Source organism: Janthinobacterium rivuli (genome assembly GCF_009208735.1).
Classification (GTDB): Bacteria; Pseudomonadota; Gammaproteobacteria; order Burkholderiales; family Burkholderiaceae_D; genus Janthinobacterium.
In genome coordinates, this window is record NZ_WFLJ01000012.1 from 72,346 (window position 1) to 94,995 (window position 22,650).

Genomic DNA, 22,650 nt, shown 5'->3' on the forward strand with positions numbered 1-22,650 from the left:
ACTGTAGATTCCGGGATCAAACATGAATAAAATTGTGGTGGTGGATTACGGCATGGGCAACCTGCGCTCGGTGGCGCAGGCGCTGCGCGCCGTGGCGCCGGAAGCCGATGTACGTATTTCCGGCCTCGCTGGCGACATCGACAGCGCCGACCGCATCGTCTTGCCGGGCCAGGGCGCCATGCCGGACTGCATGCGCAGCCTGCGCGAATCGGGCGTGCTCGAAGCGCTGTTGCGCGCCGCCGACAGCAAGCCCGTGCTGGGCGTGTGCATCGGCGAGCAAATGCTGTTCGACGGCAGCGAAGAGGGCGACGCGGCCGGTCTGGGCTTGCTGCCAGGCAAAGTCGTGCGCTTCCAGCTCGACGGCCAGGTGCAGGAAGACGGTTCGCGCTTCAAGGTGCCGCAAATGGGTTGGAACCAAGTGCGCCAAACGGCGTCCCATGCGATGTGGGATGGCATTGCCGACAATGCGTATTTTTACTTTGTGCACAGCTATTTTGCTCAACCTCAAGAGGCGGCGCACACGGTGGGTGAGACTATCTATGGTGCGCCGTTCGCTTGCGCCGTCGCCCGTGATAATATTTTCGCGACACAGTTTCACCCTGAAAAAAGTGCTGCCGCTGGCTTGCAGCTATACAAGAACTTCGTTCACTGGCAACCCTGACGTACCTTTTGATGTACCTTCGTGGCCATTCCGGCTTCGCTCCTCACTCACTCTGACACCACACTGACCATGCTGCTTATTCCCGCCATCGACCTGAAAGACGGTCACTGCGTACGCCTGAAACAAGGCGATATGGAACTTGCCACCGTATTTTCCGAAGACCCGGCCGAGATGGCCCGCCATTGGCTGATGCAAGGCGCGCGCCGGCTGCACCTGGTCGACCTGAACGGCGCCTTTGCCGGCAAGCCGAAGAACGAAGGCGCCGTCAAGGCCATCCTGAAGGCTGTGCAGGATTTCGCCGTGGAAAATGACATCGAGGAAATCCCCGTGCAGCTGGGCGGCGGCATCCGCGACCTCGACACCATCGAGCGCTATCTCGACGCCGGCATCACCTACATCATCATCGGCACGGCGGCCGTGAAAAGCCCCGGCTTCCTGCACGACGCCTGCGGCGCCTTCCCGGGCCACATCATCGTCGGCCTCGATGCCAAGGATGGCAAGGTGGCAACGGATGGCTGGAGCAAGATGTCGGGCCACGAAGTGATCGACCTGGCGAAAAAATTCGAAGCCTACGGCGTGGAGTCGATCATCTACACGGACATCGGCCGCGACGGCATGATGGGCGGCATCAATATCGAGGCCACCGTCAAGCTGGCGCAAGCCGTCAAGATCCCCGTCATCGCCTCTGGCGGCCTGCACAATATCGGCGACGTGGAAGCGCTGTGCGCCGTCCAGGCCGAAGGCATCGAAGGCGTGATCTGCGGCCGTTCCATCTATGAAGGCACGATCGACCTGGCGCAGGCGCAGGAACGCGCCGACGAATTGACCGACGCCGCCGTTTAAGCCTGCCTGGCCCGGGCGTGCGCGCGCATGCCCGGCCTGGCGACAATCTGGATACCATCATGCTTGCAAAACGTATCATCCCCTGCCTCGACGTGACCAACGGCCGCGTCGTCAAAGGCGTCAATTTCACGGAATTGCGCGACGCCGGCGACCCGGTGGAAATCGCCCGCCGTTACGACGAGCAGGGCGCCGACGAAATCACTTTCCTCGACATTACCGCGTCCAGCGACAACCGCGGCCTGATCTTCGACATCATCGAAGCGGTGGCGTCGCAAGTGTTCATTCCGCTGACTGTGGGCGGCGGTGTGCGCGTGGTGGAAGATGTGCGCCGGCTGCTCAACGCGGGCGCCGACAAGGTCAGCATCAACACCTCGGCCGTGACGAATCCGCAACTGGTGTACGAGGCATCGCAAAAGCATGGCTCGCAGTGCATCGTCGTCGCCATCGACGCCAAGCAGGTGTCGCCCGGCAAGTGGGAAGTGTTTACCCATGGCGGACGCACCGCCACGGGCCTGGACGCCTTTGACTGGGCGCGTAAAATGGAAAGCCTGGGCGCCGGCGAAATCTTGCTCACCAGCATGGACCGCGACGGCACCAAGGTGGGCTTCGACCTGGGCCTGACGCGCGGCGTGTCCGACGCCGTCAGCATCCCCGTGATCGCCTCGGGCGGCGTGGGCGGCTTGCAGGATCTGGTCGATGGCATCAAGGTGGGCCGCGCGGACGCCGTGCTGGCCGCCAGCATCTTCCATTACGGCCAGCACACGGTGCAGGAAGCCAAGCGTTTCATGGCGCAGCAGGGCATTCCCATGCGCCTGGCGTAAATAAAATAGTACCCAGGATACAGAACATGCAAAACGGAACCATCGTAGCAAGCAATGCCAAGTGGCTGAAAAAGGTCAAGTGGGACGAACACGGCCTGGTGCCCGTGATCGCGCAGGAAGCGGGCAGCAATGACGTGCTGATGTTCGCCTGGATGAACCGCGACGCGCTGGCGCGCACGGTGGAGCTGGGCGAAGCCGTGTACTGGAGCCGTTCGCGCAAGAAACTGTGGCACAAGGGCGAAGAGTCCGGTCACACGCAAAAGGTGCTGGAAATCCGCCTCGATTGCGACGAGGACGTGGTCTTGCTGAAAATCGAGCAAGCGGGCGGCATCGCCTGCCATACGGGCCGCCATTCGTGCTTCTTCCAGAAATTCGAAGGCGATGAAAAAACGGGAGAATGGCAGATCACCGACCCGGTGCTGAAAGACCCTGAGACGATTTACGCGGAAAGCAAGAGCAAATGAGTGAAACTTTAAAGCGCCTGGCCGCCGTGATCGAATCGCGCAAGCTGGCCAATGGCGGCGACCCCGCCACATCGTATGTCGCGCGCCTGTTTGCCAAGGGCGATGACGCCATCCTGAAAAAGATCGGCGAAGAGGCCACGGAAACCGTGATGGCCGCCAAGGATGCGCGGCGCGACAACGACCCGTCGAAGGTTCTGTACGAATGCGCCGACCTGTGGTTCCACAGTCTGGTGATGCTGGCGCAGTTCGATCTGACGCCGCAGCAGGTGCTCGACGAGCTGGCGCGCCGCGAAGGCCTGTCCGGCCTGGAAGAAAAGGCGGCGCGCAAGGATGCATTGCGCGACGCTGGCGAAACAGACAAACACTGACTGACTGGAGCGTGCGTGGATAACTGTATTTTCTGCAAGATTGCTGCAAAAAAAATTCCTTCGTCCATCGTGTATGAAGACGAGGACTTGCTGGCCTTCAAGGACATCAACCCGGCCGCTCCCGTGCATCTGCTGCTGATCCCGAAGCGCCACGTGGCGACCCTGTCCGACTGCGATGACAGCCATGTGGAGATGCTGGGCAAGTTGCTGCGCCTGGCGCCGAAACTTGCTGCCGAGTTTGGCTGCGCCGTCACGTATGACGCCGATGGCACGCCTGCCGGCGGCTTCAAGACCATGATCAACAGCGGCCCGAACGGCGGTCAAGAGGTGTATCACCTGCACATGCATGTGTACGGCGGTCCCCGCCCCTGGCGCGGCCAGCACTGATTTCGCCGTACACCGGGTTCGCGTGTATACTACCGGCATTGGTTGACGCTATTCGGGCACCGTCCCGCAAGGAGAATGTGATGGGTTCATTGAGTATTTGGCACTGGGTGATCGTTCTGGTCATTGTGATGCTGGTCTTCGGCACCAAGAAACTGGGCAACATCGGCGGTGATATCGGCAAGGCCGTCAAAGGCTTCAAGGATGGCGTCAAGGGCGACGATGACGCGCCGGCAGCCAATACCCCTCCTGCTGCGCCATCGCAAGTGGCCGACAAAAGCACCATCGACGTCGAGACGAAAGAGAAAAGCAAGTTCTGATAGCGTGGCGGGGCGCTAGCCCCGTCCGGTAACAGCCCTTGTCCGCTTATGATCGATCTCGGTCTCTCAAAAATCGCCATCATCGGCGTGGTTGCGTTGATAGTCATCGGCCCTGAAAAGTTGCCGAGAGTGGCGCGCATGGCCGGTACCCTGTATGGCCGCGCGCAACGCTACCTGAACCAGGTGAAATCCGAAGTCTCGCGCGAAATTGAAATGGAAGAGCTGAAAAACCTGCAGAAGGAAGTGCAGGATGCGGCTCATTCCGTCAAGCAAAGCGTGGAGAAATCCATGCATGGCGTGGAAAACTCGATCTCCGGCAACCTGGCCGAGGTGGAAAACGCCTGGCGCGGCGATGCCAGTTCGTATGAGGGGCATCACGATGCCCATGAAGCCATGCTGCGCGCCACCAACGATGACCTGGCCCGCAAGGCGCGCGAATTCCGCCGCAAGAAGCTGGTGCGCAATTCCGCCATCCCTGGCTGGTACAAGCAGCGCCATGGCGGCAAGCTGCACGTGCAGTCGGCGGCCGCCCGCGTGGCGCGCTTCCGTCCGCGCGCCAGTTCCTCCTCCTTTTACTCATGAGTAGCAAATCCCCGGTGGAAGAAACTTTTATCTCGCATCTGGTCGAGCTGCGCAACCGCCTGGTCAAGGCCTCGATCGGCATCGCCGTCGTCTGCGCCATCCTGTTTTACTGGCCCGGGCCGTCGCATATCTACGATTTTATTGCCGCGCCGATGATCGCCTCGCTGCCGGCCGGCTCGAAAATGATCGCCACCGGCGTCATCTCGCCATTCCTGGTGCCGATGAAAGTGACGCTGGTGATCGCCTTCATCGTCGCCTTGCCCTGGGTGCTGTACCAGATGTGGGCGTTTATCGCCCCCGGCCTGTACACGCATGAAAAGCGCCTGATCGCGCCGCTGGTCATCTCCTCGTCCCTGCTGTTCATGGCCGGCGTGGCCTTCTGCTATTTCTTTGTGTTTGGCCGCGTGTTCCACTTCATCAGCGACTTTTCGCCATCATCGATCGCCGTGACGCCCGATATCGAAAACTACCTCGATTTCGTCATGTCGATGTGCCTGGCCTTTGGCGCCACCTTCGAGGTACCGGTGGTGGTGGTGATCCTCGTGCGCATGGGGCTCGTTTCCATCGCGAAACTCAAGGAAGTGCGTCCCTATATCATCGTCGGCGCCTTCGTGATCGCCGCCATCGTTACGCCGCCGGACGTCGTCAGCCAGTTCTCGCTGGCCATCCCCATGTGCCTGCTGTTCGAGCTGGGCTTGCTGGTGGCGCCCATCTTCGTCAAGGCCACGCAAGCGCCGGAAGAGGCATCCTAGACGGCCCGCAACGCGTGCCGATACGAGCCGCTGACCTCCCTCGGGAGCCGCGGCTTTTCATTGCCGAGAAAGTGAGTGCGTGCTTACTGCAGCATCAATTTGCTGAGGATGCCCAGGTTGAGCAGGATCAGGGTGCTCATCATCCAGTACACGTGTTTCATGTCCGCGCCATGGCGCAAGTCCATGCGTTCCAAGCGGGCATCGAGTTTTTGTTCCAATGCCTCTAATTTGGTATCGAATTTTTGTTCCAATACCCCTAACTTGGCATCGAATTTCTGCTCCAATGCGTCTAACCTGGTATTGAATTTGTGCTCCAGCGCATCGATCCGCGTATCGAGTCTGAGTTCCAACGCGTCGATCCGGGTATCGAGTCTGAGTTCCAGCGCACCGATCTTCAACTCCAGGGCGCCCGCTTGGGTGTCGACCTTTTGCGCCACCAGCTTGATTTCCCCCAGCACATTGCGCTCCAGCGCCGCCAGCTCGCCATGCACGACCACGGCCGAACCCAGTACTTCACCCAGCGCCGTCGCATGCGCTTCCGCCTGCTGTGTGGGTACCCCGGCCGAGGCGAGGCGTTTGGCGTAATCGAGGGTGTCGAACTGGATGGGCATATGCATGGACGCTCCTATATCCAGCCTAGCAGGAAAATCGGCAATTGCCAGTGAGGAGTGCGGTGGCGCCTGCCTTCACAGCAGATTAACGCCCATGGGCCGCGACGGTTTGCGCTGGCGCAAATGCTGATGCAAAGGCAAAAAAAGGGCGCCGCGGCGCCCTTTGCAAGCTGACGGCGAGTGCCAGTTAATTCATCAGTTCCTTGATGACTTTCACGGGGGCGCTGCCGTAGCTGAGGAATTGCTCATGGAAATCCTTCAGCACGAATTTGCTGCCCAGCGCTTGCTTGCGCTGTTCGCGCAAATCCATGATTTCGCTGTAGCCGCTGAAATAGCTGGTCAGTTGTACCGAGCTCAGCTGCACGCGGCGCCATTTTTCCGTCGCTTCCCGCTTGGTCTGGAAGGCTTGGCGCGTCAGCAGGTCCAGCGCCTGCGCTTCCGTCATGCCCAGCACGTGCACGCTGTAGTCGAGGATGGTGTTGGTGACGCTGCGCAAATTCCACTTCGAATACATCAGCCACATTTCCGGCGCGTTGTTGCCATAGCCCGATTCGAGCATCATGCGCTCGCCATACACGGCCCAGCCTTCGATCATGGCGCCGTTGCCGAAGATGGATTTGACCAGCGACGGCGACTTGTTGGCGTACACGAGCTGCGTGTAGTGGCCGGGGATGGCTTCGTGGATATTCAGGATCTGCAAGATCCAGTGGTTGTACTCGCGCAAGCTGCTTTCCGCCTGTTCCGGCGTTTCGCCATCGAGTGGCGTCACGTTGTAATAGGTGCGGTCCTGCGGGCGGTACGGACCGGGCGCCTCGATGCTGGCGCCGGCCACGCCGCGCTGGTAGGCCGGCGTTTCACGCACGACCAGGGGCTTTTTCGGGTCCATCGTCAGCAGGTTGTGGCTGGTCACCCATTCCTGCAGTTCGGGGATCTGGCGGCGGATTTCCGGCACGAAATCGGCAGGCGCCACGTGGTTGCTGGACAGCTTGTCGATCACCATCCCGATCTTCGCCGTGCGGTCCGCCGGCTTGGCCGTGGCGCCCATGGTTTTCACCCACAGTTCATCGGACAGGCTATCCATGTGCTCGAGCAGCTTTTCGCGCGCCGCCAGGGCTTTCTGGTACATCTGCTCGGCGCTCACGCTGGCCTGGATATCGTAGGCGAATTTTTGCTCATATAGCTCCTTGCCGATGCGGAAGGAGCGCGCGTTGCCGTTCTGCGCCAGCGCGGCATCCTGTTCCGTCAGCCAGGCCGCATAGCCTTGCACGGCCGTGCGGGCCGCAGCGATGCGCGCGTTGTACAGCTGCTTTTCCGCAGGTGTCAGGATGGAACCCTGTGCCGTCTTGTTCAGGTCGTCAAGCACGCTCAGCACGCCGGCGCTCTGGGCGATGGCCAGTTGCGTGTGTTCGCGCGTGGGGTTGACGATGCTGGCGCGCGCGGCCGCATAGTATTGCGGCACGGTGGCGATGCGCTTGAGCAAGGTGCGCAGGCGTTGCGGCTGGGCCGCGTATTCCGTGTTCAGGATGAAGTCGATGGAACCGGCCACGTTGTACTGGGCGGGATTCCATTCGAATTCGCGGAAGGTGGTCAGATACCAGCGGTCCGATTGCAGTTTATTCATCAGCAAGGCCAGGTCGGTGCGTTGCTTGTCCGACATTTTTCCGGCATTCAGCTTGCCGAACTTGCCCAGCCATTCTTCGATGAAGGCCAGTTGCTTCTGGCGGCTGGCCGCGTCGGGAATGCTCAGGTTGGCGGCGCCATCATACTTGCCGACCGAAATCGCGCTTTCCGGGTCCAGGCGCCACAGGGCCGTGAGGAACTGGCCGCTCAGGTTATTCATGGAGCGGTCGCTGCTGTTCTCGCTGGCGACGGCGGCCACTGTGGCTGCCGTGGCGGCGCTGACGACGGCCGCCTTCTTGGCGACGGTTTTTTTCTTGCTGCTGCTGCTCGTTGCCTTGCCTTGCTTCTGCGGCTTCTTGGCGGCGCTGGCCGGTGTCAGGGTAAAGGCCATCATCAATGCGGCGAGCGCAACTTTATTTTTTATCAGCATAGTTTATCTCTTGAATATTTTGTTGTTTGCCTTCATCAGAAAATAATAAACTGATAATATAGGTAACAAACAACTATTGAAAGGTTGGCCTTGCATGCCTGGGCGGCCCAAAGATTAGCATCAATTGCCGCCGCTGCGCAGTTTTTTGCGCCGGGCGCGCGCGGCGCTAGACGACGATGGCACTGCCGCGCAGCATGTCCTGGTGGCGCGCATTGATGGCCGCCACGGCATCCTTGCCCCGCGCCATGCCGGTGGCGTGGATTTCGATGTCCTGCGTGTAGCGCTGGCTGACTCTGACCGTGTAGGACTGGAACAGCCAGCTCCAGAAGTTCGTTTCATAGACGGCTTCATCCATGTCGCGCCACTTGACGCCCGTCAGCTTCTTTTTCCACGGCAAGATACCGGACGCCAGCCACACGCCCGCCTCGTCGTAATACAGCTGATAGCTGCGTATCGTCAGCAGGCGGTAGCCGACGATCAGGGCCGAGCCGATCAGCACAACGAAAGCGGCGCGCGCGTTGTACTTGAAGGCCAGCGGCAGGGCGGCAAAGAACAGCAGCACGGCGATGAGGAAGGTGCTGACGTAGGCGGTCCAGGATTTGCCGCACAAAAAGGTGGCGCGCTGGCCGGCGCTGGTGGCGATATAGTCGGTCATGGCGTGGGAGAGAAACTGGGAAAAAGGATCATCGCATGGAACGCGGCGGCGCCGCTTATTTTTTCAATCTCATCGCTTCAAGCCCTCCTGCAGCATGCCCAGCATGTCATTGGCCGACATGCGCGCGGCCGCGTCGCTGCCTTCCAATAAACTGTCGGCCAGGTCGCGCTTGTGCTGATGCAATTCGACGATGCCTTCCTCGATCGTATGTTTCGCCACCAGCCGGTAAATGGTGACGGGGCGCAATTGCCCCATGCGGTGGGCGCGGTCCGAAGCCTGGTCTTCCACGGCCGGATTCCACCACGGGTCCATGTGGATCACGTAGTCGGCCGCCGTCAGATTGATGCCCATGCCGCCCGCCTTCAGGCTGATCAGGAAGACATCGCCGTCGCCCGCCTGGAAGGCGTCGACGCGGCGCTTGCGCTCCTGCATGGGGGTGCTGCCGTCGAGATACTGGTAGCTGACGCCATGCTGCTCCAGGTGCTGGCGGATCAGGGTCAAATGGTCGACGAATTGGCTGAAGACGAGCACCTTGTGGCGGTTTTCCAGCAAGCCCGACAGCAGCTCCGCGAAGGCCGCCAGCTTGCTGCTGGCCAGGCCCAGCTCGGGCGCCACCAGTTGCGGATTGCAGCAGGCGCGGCGCAGCTTCATGATTTCCGCCAGGATCTGGATGGCTTTCTTCGACGCCGGCCCTTCCACCATGGCCAGCTTTTCCAGCGCTTCGCGGCGCAAGGATTCGTACAGCGCCGTTTCCTGCGGCGACAATGCCACTTCCAGCACGATTTCCGTGCGCGATGGCAATTCCGACAGCACTTGCGTCTTCGTGCGGCGCAAGATGAACGGCGCGATCAGACGGCGCAAGCGCAGGCGCGCGCCGGCTGCCGCCCGCTTGTCTTGATCTTTCTCAATGGGGCCGGCGAAGCGCAAATTAAACTGGTCGAGGTTGCCCAGCAAACCGGGGTTGATGAAGCGGAACAAATTCCATAATTCGCCTAGGTGATTTTCCAGCGGCGTGCCGCTGGCCACCATGCGGAAGTCGCCCTGCAGCGCCATCACGGCTTGCGAGCGCTTGGTGGCGCCATTCTTGATCGCTTGCGCTTCGTCGAGCACGATCGTATGCCAATGCACGGCGGCAAACATCGCCGCTTCCTGCTGCAGCAAGCCATAGCTGGCCACCACTACGTCGAATGGCTGCAAGGTGTCCAGCATGTCGGCGCGGTCGCCGCTGCCGAACAATTTGATGTTCAAGGTGGGCGCGAAGCGCTGCGCCTCGCTGATCCAGTTCATGCACACGGACGTGGGGGCGACGACCAGGGTGGGGCCGTTCGGCGCGCGCGCCAGGATCAGGGCCAGCGCCTGTAGAGTCTTGCCGAGTCCCATATCGTCGGCCAGGCAGGCGCCCACGCCCCAGTGCGCCAGGCGCGCCAGCCACTGGTAGCCGGCCAGCTGGTAGTCGCGCAAGTCCGCCTGCAGGGTGCTGGGCAGCTGCGGCTGATAGTCGTCGAGGGCGCGCAGGCGCAGCAAGTGTTCGCGCCACAGTTTGTCGGCCTGCACGCCGCCCGCGTCGTTGGCCAGCTCTTCCAGCGCGAAGGCGGCCAGCGGGTGGATGTGCACGCCATCGGCATGCGCCTCGCCATACGCGGCCAGCTCCGACAGGCGCCGGTGCAGCTCGTCGCTGAGCGCGAGGAACTGGTTGTCGCCCAGGGCCACGAAGCGGCTCTTATTGTTCTGCATCAAATCCAGCAGGGCACGCAAATCCATCACCTTGTCTTCATCGATCTGCACTTCGCCGCTGGCGGCAAACCAGTCTTTCTCGCTCTTGATGTTCAGGCGCATCTGGCCGCTGTCGATGCGTTTCGACACGCGCATGGTTTCGCCTTCGGGCCACGCCAGCACCATGCCGGCGGGATCGAGCGCCTGCAGTTCCACCAGCAGTTGCAGGCCCAGCGAGGGCTGCCCCAGCAGCCACTCGCCATGCTCTTCTTCCGCCTCTTCCAGCACCAGGCATTTACCAATGAGCTGGCGCTGCGCTTCGCGTTCCGCGTTCAGGTCGCGCCGCGCCTGCGCGGCCCGGCCCGCCACATCGGCAAACACGCTCTCGGCGCCGCTGCCCGGTGCGTAATAGGCGCCATTGTCGAGCAGGGGGCGCACCAGAATCTGCATTTTCAGACCCTGCTGGTAGGGCAGCAGGTGCACGTGCAGGCGGTGGTCGGCCATGATGACTTCCGCGTCGCCGGCGCCGCCGCCGATATCCGATTGCACGGTGACCATGGACGAGATGGCGCCGATGGCCTGCATCACCTGTTTTTCCGCATGCAGGGGCACGGACAGGCCCAAGCCCACGATGGCGCCGATGCGCCGGTGTTCGTCGAGGATATGCACCACGCGCAAGCGCGTCGGCGTCTCGCGCTGCACCACGACGTTGCTGCCGTTGTCGGGCAGGGGCGGCTGCATGCCCAGCCACAGTTGCCCCTCGTGCGACTTGATGAGCAGCTCGGGCGCGCCGGCGATCAATTCCACGCGCGTGTCGGGGTGGTCGAGCCAGAAGACGAGCGGGTGGCCCACCAGCAAGATGGCCGCCTTGTCCAGCTCGACTTCATAGCGCGGCGCCGACGAATAATATTGTTTAAAAGGCGCGATGCTGCCGGCCGCGCGGGCGTCTTGCGGCGTGAGGAAATCGATGTCGCCCGCCTCTTCGGCCAGGCGTTTCAAGCCCATGGCGCGGCCCTTGCTCCAGCCGCCCCGCGCATCGCGTTTCTGCTCGCGCACTTCCACGGCCGTCAAGCCGAAACGCGGGTCGAACGCCACCAGCCACACCAGGCGCGAGACGCCGCCCAGCGCTTCGGCGGGCGCGTTCTGTTGCAGGTTGATCAGGGCGCTCAGCTGGCGCTGCCACGCTTCCTGGCGCTCGAACCATGGCGCCATGTCCGTCAAGCCGTGCCGCGCCCGCTTGGCCGTCGCATAGCGCTCCTGCTGCGGTTCGCCCATCAAGCCCAGCAAGCCGGCCGCCTGCGCGGCGATCAAATCGTAGCCGGCCGCGTCCGCTTGCTGCACCAGCAGGCGTAGTTGATCCTTGCGTTCGTTCAATTGCGGCAGGGCCAGCCAGTAGTACAGCAAGCCCTGGAACAGCTGCGCCTGCAGTGCCGTTTCCCAGCTGCGCGTGGGGATGCTTTCCGCCAGCTGCACGCCGGCGCGCACCAGGCGCAAGGTGTTGAGTTGCTGGTAGACGATGCTGTCGTGGTTCGGCTGCGCGTGCAGCGCGATGTCGAGGTAGGTTTCCGCGCTTTTCAGCAGCTTGGCGTCGTTGCCGCGCAGCAGGGCCAGCACGTACAGGTGGCCGCCGATGCCCGTAAAGCACAGCTTGCGCTTGCCCGCTTCCTTGCGCAACCCTTTCAGGGCCGTCTCGAAGCCCGCCACGGCGTGCGCATGTTCGCCGCGCAACAGGGCGATGCTGCTGTCGATAAACAGCACCTGCGGCCCCTGCCGGCCCGCCAGGTAGCGCGCGGCCGTGTCGAGTTCGCCGCACAGCAGCGCGTCTTCGGCCAGTGCCAGCGGCAGGGCGGCGCCGATATGGTCGCCGGCGGCCGCCTGGCGCGCGTGGTGGGCGCGCGCATAGGCGCGGATGGCGTGCGCCGTGGCCGGCTCGCGCGGGGCGTTGCCCAGCAGTACGGCGAGGATGTCGTCCTGCAGTTGCGGCATGACGAAAGACAGCATCTCCGGCTCGAACGGGCGGCCGAAAATCTCGATCAGCGGATGCAGCTGCTGCGCTTCATAGCAGGCCATGCAGGCGGCCAGGATGGCGGCCACGTGGCGTACCTCATCGTTGCGCAAGAGGGCGATGCGCAGGCGCGCCACGCCTTGCCGGTAACTGCGCAATTCCACATAGCCATCCCAGTTGCGGCGCACGGGGTTGATCAGCTCGATGGCCTGGCACAGGTCGCGAAACACCAGGTGCTCGATGGCGGCGCGCATGGCGGGCCAGCGCAGCCGCGCTTCGCAGGCAAAGCCGCGTCCCACGATTTCCGACGCCAGCGCCAGACGCGTCAGCCGCTGCAGCATGTTGGTGACCACCAGCAGGGAAAACGGCGTGCCGTCCGGCTCGACGACGTTGGCGCGCTGCAAGTGTTCATACACGGCATGCTTGCCCACCGGTTCGCCCGTGATCGCCAGCAAGGCCAGGATCATCTGTTCGTGCTGCTCCAGTGCGGCGAACTCGTCCAGCAGCTGTTGGTCTACACTCGGTTCGCTCATGCGGGCAAGTTGGCGATCTGCACGGGCGCATCGCCGGCCGCCACGGGCAGGCCGAACACGCGCTGGTAGAAATACAGTTCCGCCTCCAAGGTGCGCGCGATGTTTTCCGCCTTGCGGAAGCCGTGGCCCTCGCCCTCGAGCGGCACGTAGGCGACGGGCACGCCGCGCGCCTGCAGGGCGTCGACCATCAGCTGCGACTGTTGCGGCGGCACGACCTTGTCATCGAGGCCCTGGAAGAAGATCATCGGGCGCGACAATTTATCCGTGTGGTGGATGGGCGAGCGCTCGCGGTACAGCGCCTCGGCTTGCGGCTGCGAAGCGATCAGGTAATCGGTGTAGCGCGATTCGAACTTGTGCGAATCGTCGTCCAGGCCCTTCAGGTCGGACACGCCATAGTAACTGGCACCCGCCTTGAAGACGTCGTGGAAGGTCAATGCGCACAGGGTCGTCAGGCCGCCCGCGCTGCCGCCGCGGATGATCAGGCGCTCGGGGTCGGCCAGGCCGTTGGCGGCCAGGTAGCGCGCGCCGGCGATGCAGTCTTCCACGTCGACGATGCCCCATTGCCCGCGCAGCGCGTCGCGGTATTCGCGGCCGAAACCGCTGCTGCCGCCATAGTTGACGTCGAGCACACCGATGCCGCGGCTGGTCCAGTATTGCGTCGCCAGTTTCAAGGTATTGCTGGCCATGCTGGTGGGGCCGCCATGGCTGATGACGATGACGGGTGGCAAGGTTCCCGCCGGTGCCTGCACGTCGCCATTCGTGGGCGCGTAAAAGAAGGCGTGGGCCGTGCGGCCATTGTTGCTGGGGAAACTCAAGCTGCGCGGCACCGACAGATAATCGAGTGCGGGTAACTGTGCGATCGATTGCGCCAGCACTTCCAGCTCATGGTTAGACAAATCGATGCGCGCCAGTTCCAGCGCGATGGTGGGGCTGCCGCCCAGCAGCGCGACGAAGCCGGGCCCCACGCGCAGTTCGCGGATTTCCTGGTACGGGTGGGGAATCGGCTCGAGCTTGGCCGCCGCCACGCTCAGTTGCGCCAGGTAGCTGATGCCGGCCTGGATATATGTGCAGACGATCTCGTCGTCGGAAAGAAAACCGTACATGCTGCCGCCGAAGGTCCAGTGCGGCGTGGCAAATTCCGCTTCCATCGGACACAGCGCTTCGATGTCGGCGCCGTGCAGGCGGTACAGATTCCACCAGCCGCTGCTGTCGGAAACGAAGTGCAGCAAGCCGCTGGGCGACCATTCCGGCTGGCAAATCGATTCGCGCGCGCCGCCGGCGATCAGGCGCGGCGAACCGAGGCTGCCATCCGGATGCACGTCGGCCAGCCACAGTTCCGTGCCTTGCCACGGCAGGCGCGGGTGGTCCCAGCTGATCCAGGCCAGCTGGCTGCCGTCCGGCGACAGGCGTGGCGCCGCATAAAAATCGTGGCCGTGCGCCAGCACCGTTTCGCGCCCGTCGAAGCCGACGGCGGCCAGGCAGTTTTCCGGCTGCGCATGGCCTGCGTCCGGATGCTGTTCGTGCACGGCGATCAGGCGCGAACGGGCCGCATCGACGACGAAGTCCGCATGGCGCGTGTTGCCGCCCGTGGTGAACGCTGCGGGCGCGCCGTCGCCGCTCACGCGGTACAGGCAGTTGTCGGCGAAATGCGAGAAATACACGGTATCGCCGGCGACGGCATACGCGCCGCCGCCGTACTCATGCACGCGAGTACGCACATTGAAGGGCACCGGCGTCAGTTCATCGATGCGCGCGCCGCGCTGGCGCAGCAGGGTGTTGCGGCCCGCCTCGCTGGCGCGCCCGGCCAGCCAGTACACATCGTTCCCATCCGCACCGCCCAGGGCCAGCTGCGTCAGTGGCGAGGCGCCGGCGGCGACGATGGTCGCGCTGATCGGCGATGGCCAGGTGCCATAAGGGGTACTGGATGCGGTCGAGGTCATGCGGGCTCCGTATAGTGAGGGGATCGTCGGGCCGCCAGGCAGGGTCAGGGCGCGCGGCGGCGTGCATCATCATAATGGAAGGGCCGGCACAACGAAAGTCATCGCTGTGCGTGGCAAATGCTGCAAAGCGGCACCGGAATCAATGAAATGGCGGCGATTGGATGCGATAATACCGCTTCTCCAAGCTCGATTGCCTGCCATGCCACAATTTGCTCCGCTTCAGAATGACACTTTCCTGCGCGCCCTGTTGCGCCAGCCGACCGAGCACACCCCCGTCTGGCTGATGCGCCAGGCTGGCCGCTATCTGCCCGAATACCGCGCCACGCGCGAGCGGGCAGGCTCCTTCCTGGGCCTGGCAAAGAATCCCGATTACGCCACGGAAGTGACCTTGCAGCCCCTGGAGCGTTTCCCGCTCGACGCGGCCATCCTGTTTTCCGACATCCTGACGGTGCCTGACGCCATGGGCCTGGGCCTGTATTTCGCCGATGGCGAAGGCCCGAAGTTCGAGCGCCCGCTGCGCACGGAACAGGACGTGAAGGCGCTGCAAGTGCCGGACCTGGAGTCGCTCGACTACGTCTTCAAGGCCGTCACGCAGATCCGCACGGAACTCAATGGCCGTGTGCCGCTGATCGGTTTTTCCGGCAGCCCGTGGACCCTGGCGTGCTACATGGTGGAAGGTGGCGGCTCGAAGGAGTTCCACACCATCAAGAAGATGCTGTACAACCGCCCGGACCTGATGCACCACATCCTGGCCATCAACGCCACTTCCGTGGCGCAGTACCTGAATGCGCAAATTGATGCCGGCGCGCAAGCCGTGATGATTTTCGATTCCTGGGGCGGTGCGCTGGCCGATGGCGCCTACCAGGAGTTCTCGCTGGCCTACATGCAGCAAGTGGTGGCGCAGCTGAAACGCGACAAGGATGGCGTCAAGATTCCCGCCATCGTGTTCACCAAGGGCGGCGGCCAATGGATCGAGCAGATCGCCGACATCGGCGCCGATGCCGTGGGCCTGGACTGGACCGTCAACCTGACGCGCGCGCGCCAGCTGGTGGGCCATAAAGTGGGCTTGCAGGGCAATCTCGACCCGGCCATCCTGTTCGCCAGCCCGGAGCAGATCCGCGCCGAAGTGGCGAAAGTGCTCAACGCCTTCGGTGCCCCGTCGGCCGGCACGGGCCACGTGTTCAACCTGGGCCATGGCATTTCCCAGTTCACGCCGCCGGAATCCGTGGCAGCGATGGTGGAAGCCGTGCACAGCATGAGCCGCGCCATGCGCAGCGGCCAGTAAGCACCCGCTTCCCCTGGCGCAAGGGGCGCACAAGGCAGGCTTTCCAGTGGAAGCCTGCCTTTTTCTTTGCTACGCCCTAGCAAGAAAATACCGACTTATGCACAATTTTTTTTGCTGCGGAAATAAGAGGCAGTCGAAAAGCCATGCCCGGGAACTCTCCGCAAGTGCTTGATTATTAAGACATAAAAAATGCCTTGTTCGGCGGACTTTGTTGCAATTGATAAGGTTGTTCTTCTGTTTGCCAGCCTTATTCCTTCATTGTCCACAAAGTTATCAACAGATTCTGTGGATAAAATTGAAAAGTATTTTGTTAACCGATACTTAGCGTCGATGTTCAGGTTTCGCCTGAAGTGCATGTTGCACTGCATGATAATTGAACAATGTTTCGCCGCTCAGCAGCTAAAAACGAACGCTTGCCCGGCAATTGTCAACTTTGCCGCCTTCCGCCCCTGTTTTGCCGGATCGGGCGCCTTAAAATGGTGCTGATTTCTGCCTGAATAAATTACAAATGGTTCAGTTATGCACAGCGGCGGAAATGCCCGGCGGTTTTCCAGGCTCCCGGGCATCAATTTTTAAGTCATTGATTTTGAATGGTTAATTTTTCTTGCGTGCCGCTCTTGACGGCGATCGAAATTTTCTGTCCACATTTTTCCGAAAGTTAATTTTGCTTTGTCCACAAAGTTATCCACAGAATTTTCTTCAGGCACGAGGGCGTGCTGTCCTGCCTGCCGTTAGGCGTTTGAGGGACGAAACAAGTATCATGGCCGGCTGGCTTGATGCCTGACATCCTGCCGCGCCATGGACCGTGCGGCGCGCTTTTTTATTGAGATAGGCCCTACCCCCATGTCGCAGCGCATTTTGACGTCGTGCATCCTGAACATCGCGCTCGACACGCCCTTGAACGCCCTGTTCGACTACCGCTGGAACGCGGCGGCGGATGCGGACGTTGCCGTGCCGCTGCCGCAAGTGGGGCAGCTGGCGCTGGTGCCGTTCGGCCGGCGCGAAGTGATGGGGCTGATCGTCGGCGTGTCCGACAGCACCGACGTGCCCGCCGCGAAATTGAAGGACGTGCTGGCCGTGCGCAGCCAGCTGGCGCCCCTGTCGGAACAGTGGCTGGCGCTGGCCGCCTTTGCCGCCGACTACTATCAGCGTCCGCTCGGTGAAGTGGCGCTGCCGGGCTTGCCGAAGAACTTGCGCGTGCTCACCACCGTGGCGCTCGACCGCGCCATCAAGAAGCTGGCCAAGCTGGCCGATGCGCACGACGGCACGCCGCTGAACATGCCGGCGCTCAACCCTGCCCAGCAAGAGGCGGCCGACGCCATCGGCGGTGCGCAAGGCTTCAAGCCGACCCTGCTGTATGGCGTCACGGGCAGCGGCAAGACGGAAGTGTATCTGCAGGCCTGCGCCCAGGTGCTGGCGCGCGAGGACGATGCGCAAATCCTGATTTTGGTGCCGGAGATCAACCTGACGCCCCAGCTGGAAGGCAATATCCGCGCGCGCTTTCCCGGCGTCATGCTGGCCACCCTGCACAGCAGCCTGTCCGAAGGCGAGCGCATGCTGCACTGGCTGGCCGCGCACCAGGGCCAGGCGCGCATCGTGCTCGGCACGCGGCTGGCCATCCTGGCGTCCTTGCCCAAGCTCAAACTGATCGTCATCGACGAGGAACACGACCCGTCCTACAAGCAGCAGGAAGGCTTGCGCTATTCCGCGCGCGACCTGGCCGTGTGGCGCGCCTGGCAATTGCAGATTCCCATCGTGCTCGGTTCGGCCACGCCGTCGCTGGAAAGCTGGCACCACGCGCAAACGGGGCGCTACCGCAAGCTGGAGTTGCGCGAACGGGCCGTCAAGAATGCAGTGTTGCCGCGCGTCAAGATTCTCGACATGGAGCGCGACCGGCCGAAAGATGGCCTGACTTCGCATTTGGTAGCCGCCTTGAAACTGCGCATGGAGCGGGGCGAGCAGTCGCTGCTGTTCCTGAACCGGCGCGGCTATTCGCCCGTCATCTGCTGCGAATCGTGCGGCTGGATCAGCAATTGCACCCGTTGCACCTCCTTCATGGTGCTGCACAAGCCCGAACACCGGCTGCGCTGCCACCATTGCAGCCTGGAATTGCGCATTCCGCGTCATTGCCCCACGTGCGGTAACGTCGATTTGCAGCCGCTGGGACGCGGCACGCAGCGCGTGGAAGAGGGCTTGCAGCAATTGTTTCCCGAGGCGCGGATTCTGCGCATCGATGCCGATTCCACGCGCAAGAAGGGCAGCGCGCAGGAAGCGTTCGACACCGTGCACCGGGGCGAAGTCGATATCCTGATCGGCACGCAGATGGTGGCCAAGGGCCACGACTTCAAAAAGCTGACTTTGGTCGGCATCTTGAATCCGGACACGGCCCTGTTTTCCCAGGATTACCGGGCCAGCGAACGCTTGTTCGCGCAATTGATGCAGGTGGCGGGCCGGGCCGGGCGCGCCGCGCAGACGGAAGGCGGCAGCGTGTCCGAGGTGCTGATCCAGACGCGCTATGCGCGCCATCCGCTGTATGACGCCGTCGTCAACCACGATTACGACCATTTCGCCACGACCTTGCTGGAAGAGCGGGCGCAGGCGGCGCTGCCGCCGTATCTGTTCCAGGCCCTGCTGCGCGCCGAGGCGCCCGAGCTGGCCACTGCCATCGAATTCCTGCAGGCGGCGAAAGAGTGCATGGAACACCCGCAGGTGACCATCAATGACCCGATTCCCATGAGCATGACGCGCGTGTACAACGTGGACCGCGCCCAGCTGCTGCTGGAATCGCCCTCGCGCCCCGCCTTGCAGGCGTTTTTAAAAGAATGGCTGGCGGAATTGCGCGCCATGAAGACGCGCGTGAAATGGTCGCTGGAAGTGGACCCGCTGGATATTTAAATTAATTCACTGAATTAGTTTAGATAATCGCGCGCCGACTTGACGATCTGCTCGGACAGCAGCTTGGTAAACGGCGTGTCCAGGGTCCACGCATGCCAGCTCAGCGGCACGTCCAGGGTGCGGCCCGGCAGCAGATCGACGAGACGCTCCGTCGCCAGCGCCTGCGCGGCCAGGCGCTGCGGCATCAGGCCGTACGCCAGGCCGTCGAGCACGCAGGCGCGGCGCGCCGCTTCGACCGGCAAGGTGTGGTGCGGAAACGCCTCGCGCAGATTCAATTGTTCAGCGAGAAAACGCGCCAGCAAGCCGTGCTGGCCCACGACGGCGGGCGCCAGTTGCACCGCTTCGGCCATAAAACCGTCGCCGAACCAGTGCCCGGCGAACATGGGCGTGGCCACGCAGACATAGCGCAAGGTGCCCAGCGGCGTGACGCTGGTGGCGGCCGCCGCGTCGAGCGCTGTGCCGGCCTCGGCCGACACGCAGCCAAACACGGAGCCGTCGCGCACCATTTGCAGGGCGCTATCGCTGTCGGCCAGGCGCACGTCGAGCTGGCAGCGCGGCGGCGCCAGCAGGGCGGGCAAGGTGTCGGGGAACCACGTGGCCAGGCTGTCGGCATCGATGGCGATGGCGATTTCCGGCATGCTGACGCTGTTGCCGAGGTCGATGTCGAGCGAGGCTTCCATCAGCTTGACGTTGCGGTGATGCACGATCAGGCGCTGGCCCAGGCCCGTCGGCACGGCTGGCTGGCCACGGATGATCAGCAAGCGCCCGCTGGCGTCTTCCAGCGCCTTGATGCGCTGCGAGACGGCCGACTGGGTGATGCCCAGCGCCAGGGCGGCCTTGTCGAAACTGCCATGGCTGGCGACGGCGTCCAGCACGGCCAGCGCGCGATAATCGAGTGATCCCATTAGCTCAGCTTATAAATTTTAAAAATGATTAGTTATACTAATGCATATATTGCTGCAAAGTAAAACCTTATTTTCACCAAACGGGTAGTATCGAACGCTGTGAGCAACCTCAGTGGATGGATAGCAGCATGAAGACGATACGAGTGGATGTGGCCGTGATCGGCGGCGGCACGGCCGGCATGACGGCGCACAAGGCGGCGCGCATGCAGGGCAAGCGCGTGCTGATGATCGAAAGCGGGCCGTACGGCACGACCTGCGCCAGGGTCGGCTGCATGCCCAGCAAACTCTTGATCGCGGCCGCCGAGGCGGCCCATGCCGTGGCCGCCGCGCCGGCGTTTGGCGTGCATCCTGGCCCCGTGCGCATCGATGGCCGGCAAGTGATGGCCAGGGTGCGCAGCGAGCGCGACCGCTTTGTCGGCTTCGTGCTCGATGGCGTCAACGCCATTGCCGATGAGGAAAAACTGCGCGGCCATGCGCGGTTTATTTCCCCCGGCACATTGCAAGTCGATGAACATACCGTGGTGGAAGCGGCCAGCGTGGTGATCGCCACCGGTTCCACGGCCATCGTGCCGCCCGAGTGGCAGGCGGGCGGCGACAGGGTCATCACCAGCGACGCCGTGTTCGAATGGACGGACTTGCCGCAATCGGTCGCCGTGGTCGGCAGCGGCGTGATCGGCCTGGAACTGGGCCAGGCGCTGGCGCGGCTGGGCGTGCGCGTGACCCTGTTTGCGCGCGGCAATAAAGTCGCGCAGCTGACGGACCCGCTGGTGCTGCGCGAGGCGGACGCCGTGCTGGCGCGCGAACTCGATATCCGTTTCATGACCGGCGTCGCGCACGTGGCAAAAACGCCGGACGGCAGCGGCATTCTGCTGACCAGCCGCGATGATGCGGGCGTGGAAAAAACCGAGCAGTTCGAGTATCTGCTGGCCGCCATCGGCCGCCGTCCGAATGTGGACCAGATCGGCCTGGAAACGGCGCAGATCGAACTCGACCGCCATGGCATTCCCCTGCATGACCGGCACACCATGCAGTGCGGCAAGAGCGCCATCTTCATCGCCGGGGATGCCGACAACGCCTTGCCACTGCTGCCCGAGGCGGCCGACGAGGGCCGCATCGCGGGCGAGAACGCGGCGCGCTTTCCTGACGTCAAACCGGGCTTGCGCCGCACGCCGTTGACGATCGCCTTCACGGAGCCGCAGATCGCCACCCTGGGCGCGACCTACCAGCAATTGTGCGTGAGCCACGCGGGCCGTTTCGCCGTGGGCGCCGTGTCGTTCGGCAACCAGGGCCGCAGCCGCGTCATGCTGCAAAACCAGGGCTTGCTGCGCGTGTATGCGGAATTTGGCAGCAAGCGCTTTCTCGGCGCCGAGCTGATCGGCCCGAGGGCGGAACACCTGGGCCATTTGCTGGCCTGGGCGTGCCAGGCGCAGCTGACGGTGCCGGCCATGCTCGACATGCCGTTCTACCACCCCGTCATCGAGGAAGGCGTGCGCACGGCCCTGCGCGAGCTGGCGCTGCACCTGGAAAAAGACCCGGAACACGCGCCCGGCTGCGCCGATTGCTCGCCTGGTGTCTGATGCAATTTTATTATTTATATAATTTTGTAGACAAGCTCACATGATTGCGCGATCATCGCTGCCACATTGAAATATTGATTAATAGCAAAAAACATTTCAAATGGTTCATGCCCACGACACCCTGATGGTAAAAAGGGGGAGCGGCTAGCGATGACGGAGACGATGTGAAAATTCGGCGCATTTACGCGGGAGAACTCGCGCTGGGCGTGGCCCTGCCCTGGGACGTGCATGGCGAAACGGGCGGCTTGCTTGCCAGGCTGGGCCATGTCATCAGCAGCGAGAACCAGATCGCCTTGCTGCTGGCGCGCGGCGTCATCGCCGATACCAGTGCCGACGTGCCGCGCACGGCCACGGAAGCGCCGTCGGCCCTGCGCATGCTGAACCTCGTCACGGCTGGCCTGGCCCTTGTCTTGCCGGTCATTGCCGCCGGACAGGCGGGCAGCCACCTGACGCTGGGGCCGCTGGCGCAGCTGGTGGAAGAGGCCGTTGTGCTGGACGCCGACGTGGCGCTGGCCTGCATCCTGCACAACCAGGGCGCGGGCGACTTTGCCGTGCGTCACAGCGTCGACACGGCCGTCATCACGGCTTTGCTGGCGCGTGCGCTGAAACTCGATGATGAGGTCGTGCGCAGCGTGGTGCTGGCCGCGCTGAGCATGAACGTGGGCATGCTGGAACGCCATGCGGATTTCCAGCACAAGGCGGGGCCGCTGGACGCGCAGGAGCGCGCCTATTTGCGCGCCCATCCGCAAGCCGGTGTCGACTTGCTGCGCGCGACGGGTGTCACGGACGCCGTCTGGCTGCAGGCCGTGCTGCAGCACCATGAAAATATCGATGGCAGCGGCTATCCGCTGGGCACGCAAGGCGAGGCGATCGGCATCGGCGCGCGCCTGATCATGCTGGCGGACCGCTATTGCGCACGCGTGTCGAAGCGCAGCTACCGCCAGCCCTTGCTGCCGAACGTGGCCCTGCGCGAAATGCTGATGGCCGACAAGGCCACCCTGGATGCGCCGCTGGCATCGCTGCTGGTGCGCGAGCTGGGCATCTACCCGGTCGGCACCTTCGTCAAATTGCTCAATGGGGAAATCGGCGTCGTCACGCGCAAGGGCTTGAACGCCACCACGCCCCATGTGCAGTCGCTGATCGGCCCGCGTGGCGCGCGCCTGGACGTGCCGCTGCGGCGCGATACGCGCGTGGACTTGCACGCCATCCGCGAAGTGCTCAGCGCGGAACAGGCGGGCTTGCAGTTCCGGCCCGACCAGCTGTGGGGCCGCAGCGCGCGAGTTTGA

The 22,650-nt window shown here is 63.0% G+C and carries 19 protein-coding genes; 13 read left to right on the forward strand and 6 right to left on the reverse strand.

What is annotated here, in order from left to right:
- Positions 1-22 precede the first annotated feature (22 nt).
- The 9 genes from hisH (at position 23) to tatC (ending at position 5,195) form a co-directional block, all read left to right on the forward strand.
- Positions 23-661, forward strand: coding sequence for an imidazole glycerol phosphate synthase subunit HisH (gene hisH / locus GCN78_RS17330; protein WP_152252798.1), 639 nt, complete (start codon positions 23-25; stop codon positions 659-661).
- 69 nt (positions 662-730) lie between these two features.
- Positions 731-1,504: a 1-(5-phosphoribosyl)-5-[(5-phosphoribosylamino)methylideneamino]imidazole-4-carboxamide isomerase gene (gene hisA, locus GCN78_RS17335; RefSeq protein ID WP_070219639.1), complete on the forward strand. Its 774-nt coding sequence runs from the start codon at positions 731-733 to the stop codon at positions 1,502-1,504.
- 59 nt (positions 1,505-1,563) lie between these two features.
- Complete coding sequence (gene hisF, locus GCN78_RS17340; RefSeq protein ID WP_152252799.1) at positions 1,564-2,325, forward strand: imidazole glycerol phosphate synthase subunit HisF; 762 nt, start codon at positions 1,564-1,566, stop codon at positions 2,323-2,325.
- 26 nt (positions 2,326-2,351) lie between these two features.
- Positions 2,352-2,789 carry a phosphoribosyl-AMP cyclohydrolase gene (hisI, locus tag GCN78_RS17345; protein WP_070219635.1) on the forward strand — a complete coding sequence of 146 codons (438 nt, stop codon included), beginning with the start codon at positions 2,352-2,354 and terminating at the stop codon, positions 2,787-2,789.
- Positions 2,786-3,157: a phosphoribosyl-ATP diphosphatase gene (locus GCN78_RS17350; protein ID WP_092801512.1), complete on the forward strand. Its 372-nt coding sequence runs from the start codon at positions 2,786-2,788 to the stop codon at positions 3,155-3,157. The genes hisI and GCN78_RS17350 overlap by 4 nt, the downstream gene beginning before the upstream one ends.
- A gap of 15 nt (positions 3,158-3,172) precedes the next feature.
- Positions 3,173-3,544: a histidine triad nucleotide-binding protein gene (locus GCN78_RS17355; RefSeq protein ID WP_152252800.1), complete on the forward strand. Its 372-nt coding sequence runs from the start codon at positions 3,173-3,175 to the stop codon at positions 3,542-3,544.
- An 80-nt stretch (positions 3,545-3,624) separates the two neighbouring features.
- A complete protein-coding gene (tatA, locus tag GCN78_RS17360) occupies positions 3,625-3,861 on the forward strand; it encodes a Sec-independent protein translocase subunit TatA (RefSeq protein WP_071075001.1) in 237 nt (78 codons plus the stop codon).
- A gap of 48 nt (positions 3,862-3,909) precedes the next feature.
- The gene (gene tatB, locus GCN78_RS17365) at positions 3,910-4,443 is read left to right on the forward strand and encodes a Sec-independent protein translocase protein TatB (protein WP_099379216.1); all 534 of its coding nucleotides are present in this window, start codon (positions 3,910-3,912) and stop codon (positions 4,441-4,443) included.
- Positions 4,440-5,195, forward strand: coding sequence for a twin-arginine translocase subunit TatC (gene tatC / locus GCN78_RS17370; protein ID WP_152252801.1), 756 nt, complete (start codon positions 4,440-4,442; stop codon positions 5,193-5,195). The genes tatB and tatC overlap by 4 nt, the downstream gene beginning before the upstream one ends.
- 83 nt (positions 5,196-5,278) lie before the next feature.
- On the opposite strand, the gene GCN78_RS17375 is transcribed toward tatC, so the two are convergent.
- The 5 genes from GCN78_RS17375 to GCN78_RS17395 form a co-directional block, all read right to left on the reverse strand.
- Complete coding sequence (locus tag GCN78_RS17375; RefSeq protein ID WP_152252802.1) at positions 5,279-5,812, reverse strand: hypothetical protein; 534 nt, start codon at positions 5,810-5,812, stop codon at positions 5,279-5,281.
- A gap of 181 nt (positions 5,813-5,993) precedes the next feature.
- The gene (locus GCN78_RS17380; protein WP_152252902.1) at positions 5,994-7,853 is read right to left on the reverse strand and encodes a DUF885 domain-containing protein; all 1,860 of its coding nucleotides are present in this window, start codon (positions 7,851-7,853) and stop codon (positions 5,994-5,996) included.
- A gap of 169 nt (positions 7,854-8,022) precedes the next feature.
- Positions 8,023-8,511, reverse strand: a complete 489-nt coding sequence (locus tag GCN78_RS17385; protein ID WP_152252803.1) for a hypothetical protein — start codon at positions 8,509-8,511, stop codon at positions 8,023-8,025.
- A gap of 69 nt (positions 8,512-8,580) precedes the next feature.
- Entirely contained in the window at positions 8,581-12,762 is a 4,182-nt protein-coding gene (locus GCN78_RS17390; RefSeq protein ID WP_152252804.1) for a DEAD/DEAH box helicase, read from the reverse strand.
- Positions 12,759-14,702, reverse strand: coding sequence for a dipeptidyl-peptidase 5 (locus GCN78_RS17395; RefSeq protein ID WP_152252805.1), 1,944 nt, complete (start codon positions 14,700-14,702; stop codon positions 12,759-12,761). Before GCN78_RS17395 ends, GCN78_RS17390 begins: the two co-directional genes overlap by 4 nt.
- A 199-nt stretch (positions 14,703-14,901) precedes the next feature.
- Between GCN78_RS17395 and hemE the strand changes: the two genes are divergently transcribed.
- Entirely contained in the window at positions 14,902-15,987 is a 1,086-nt protein-coding gene (hemE, locus tag GCN78_RS17400; protein ID WP_071075009.1) for a uroporphyrinogen decarboxylase, read from the forward strand.
- Between the two features lie 843 nt (positions 15,988-16,830).
- Positions 16,831-18,882: a primosomal protein N' gene (locus GCN78_RS17405; RefSeq protein ID WP_152252806.1), complete on the forward strand. Its 2,052-nt coding sequence runs from the start codon at positions 16,831-16,833 to the stop codon at positions 18,880-18,882.
- 14 nt (positions 18,883-18,896) lie between these two features.
- Here the strand turns inward: GCN78_RS17405 and GCN78_RS17410 are convergent, their stop codons facing one another.
- On the reverse strand, positions 18,897-19,787 hold the full coding sequence (locus GCN78_RS17410) for an ArgP/LysG family DNA-binding transcriptional regulator (protein WP_152252807.1): 891 nt from the start codon (positions 19,785-19,787) through the stop codon (positions 18,897-18,899).
- Between the two features lie 128 nt (positions 19,788-19,915).
- Between GCN78_RS17410 and GCN78_RS17415 the strand changes: the two genes are divergently transcribed.
- Positions 19,916-21,364 (forward strand): dihydrolipoyl dehydrogenase, encoded by a 1,449-nt coding sequence (locus GCN78_RS17415; protein WP_152252808.1) that lies wholly within the window; start codon positions 19,916-19,918, stop codon positions 21,362-21,364.
- Between the two features lie 164 nt (positions 21,365-21,528).
- Positions 21,529-22,650, forward strand: a complete 1,122-nt coding sequence (locus GCN78_RS17420) for an HD-GYP domain-containing protein (RefSeq protein ID WP_226939684.1) — start codon at positions 21,529-21,531, stop codon at positions 22,648-22,650.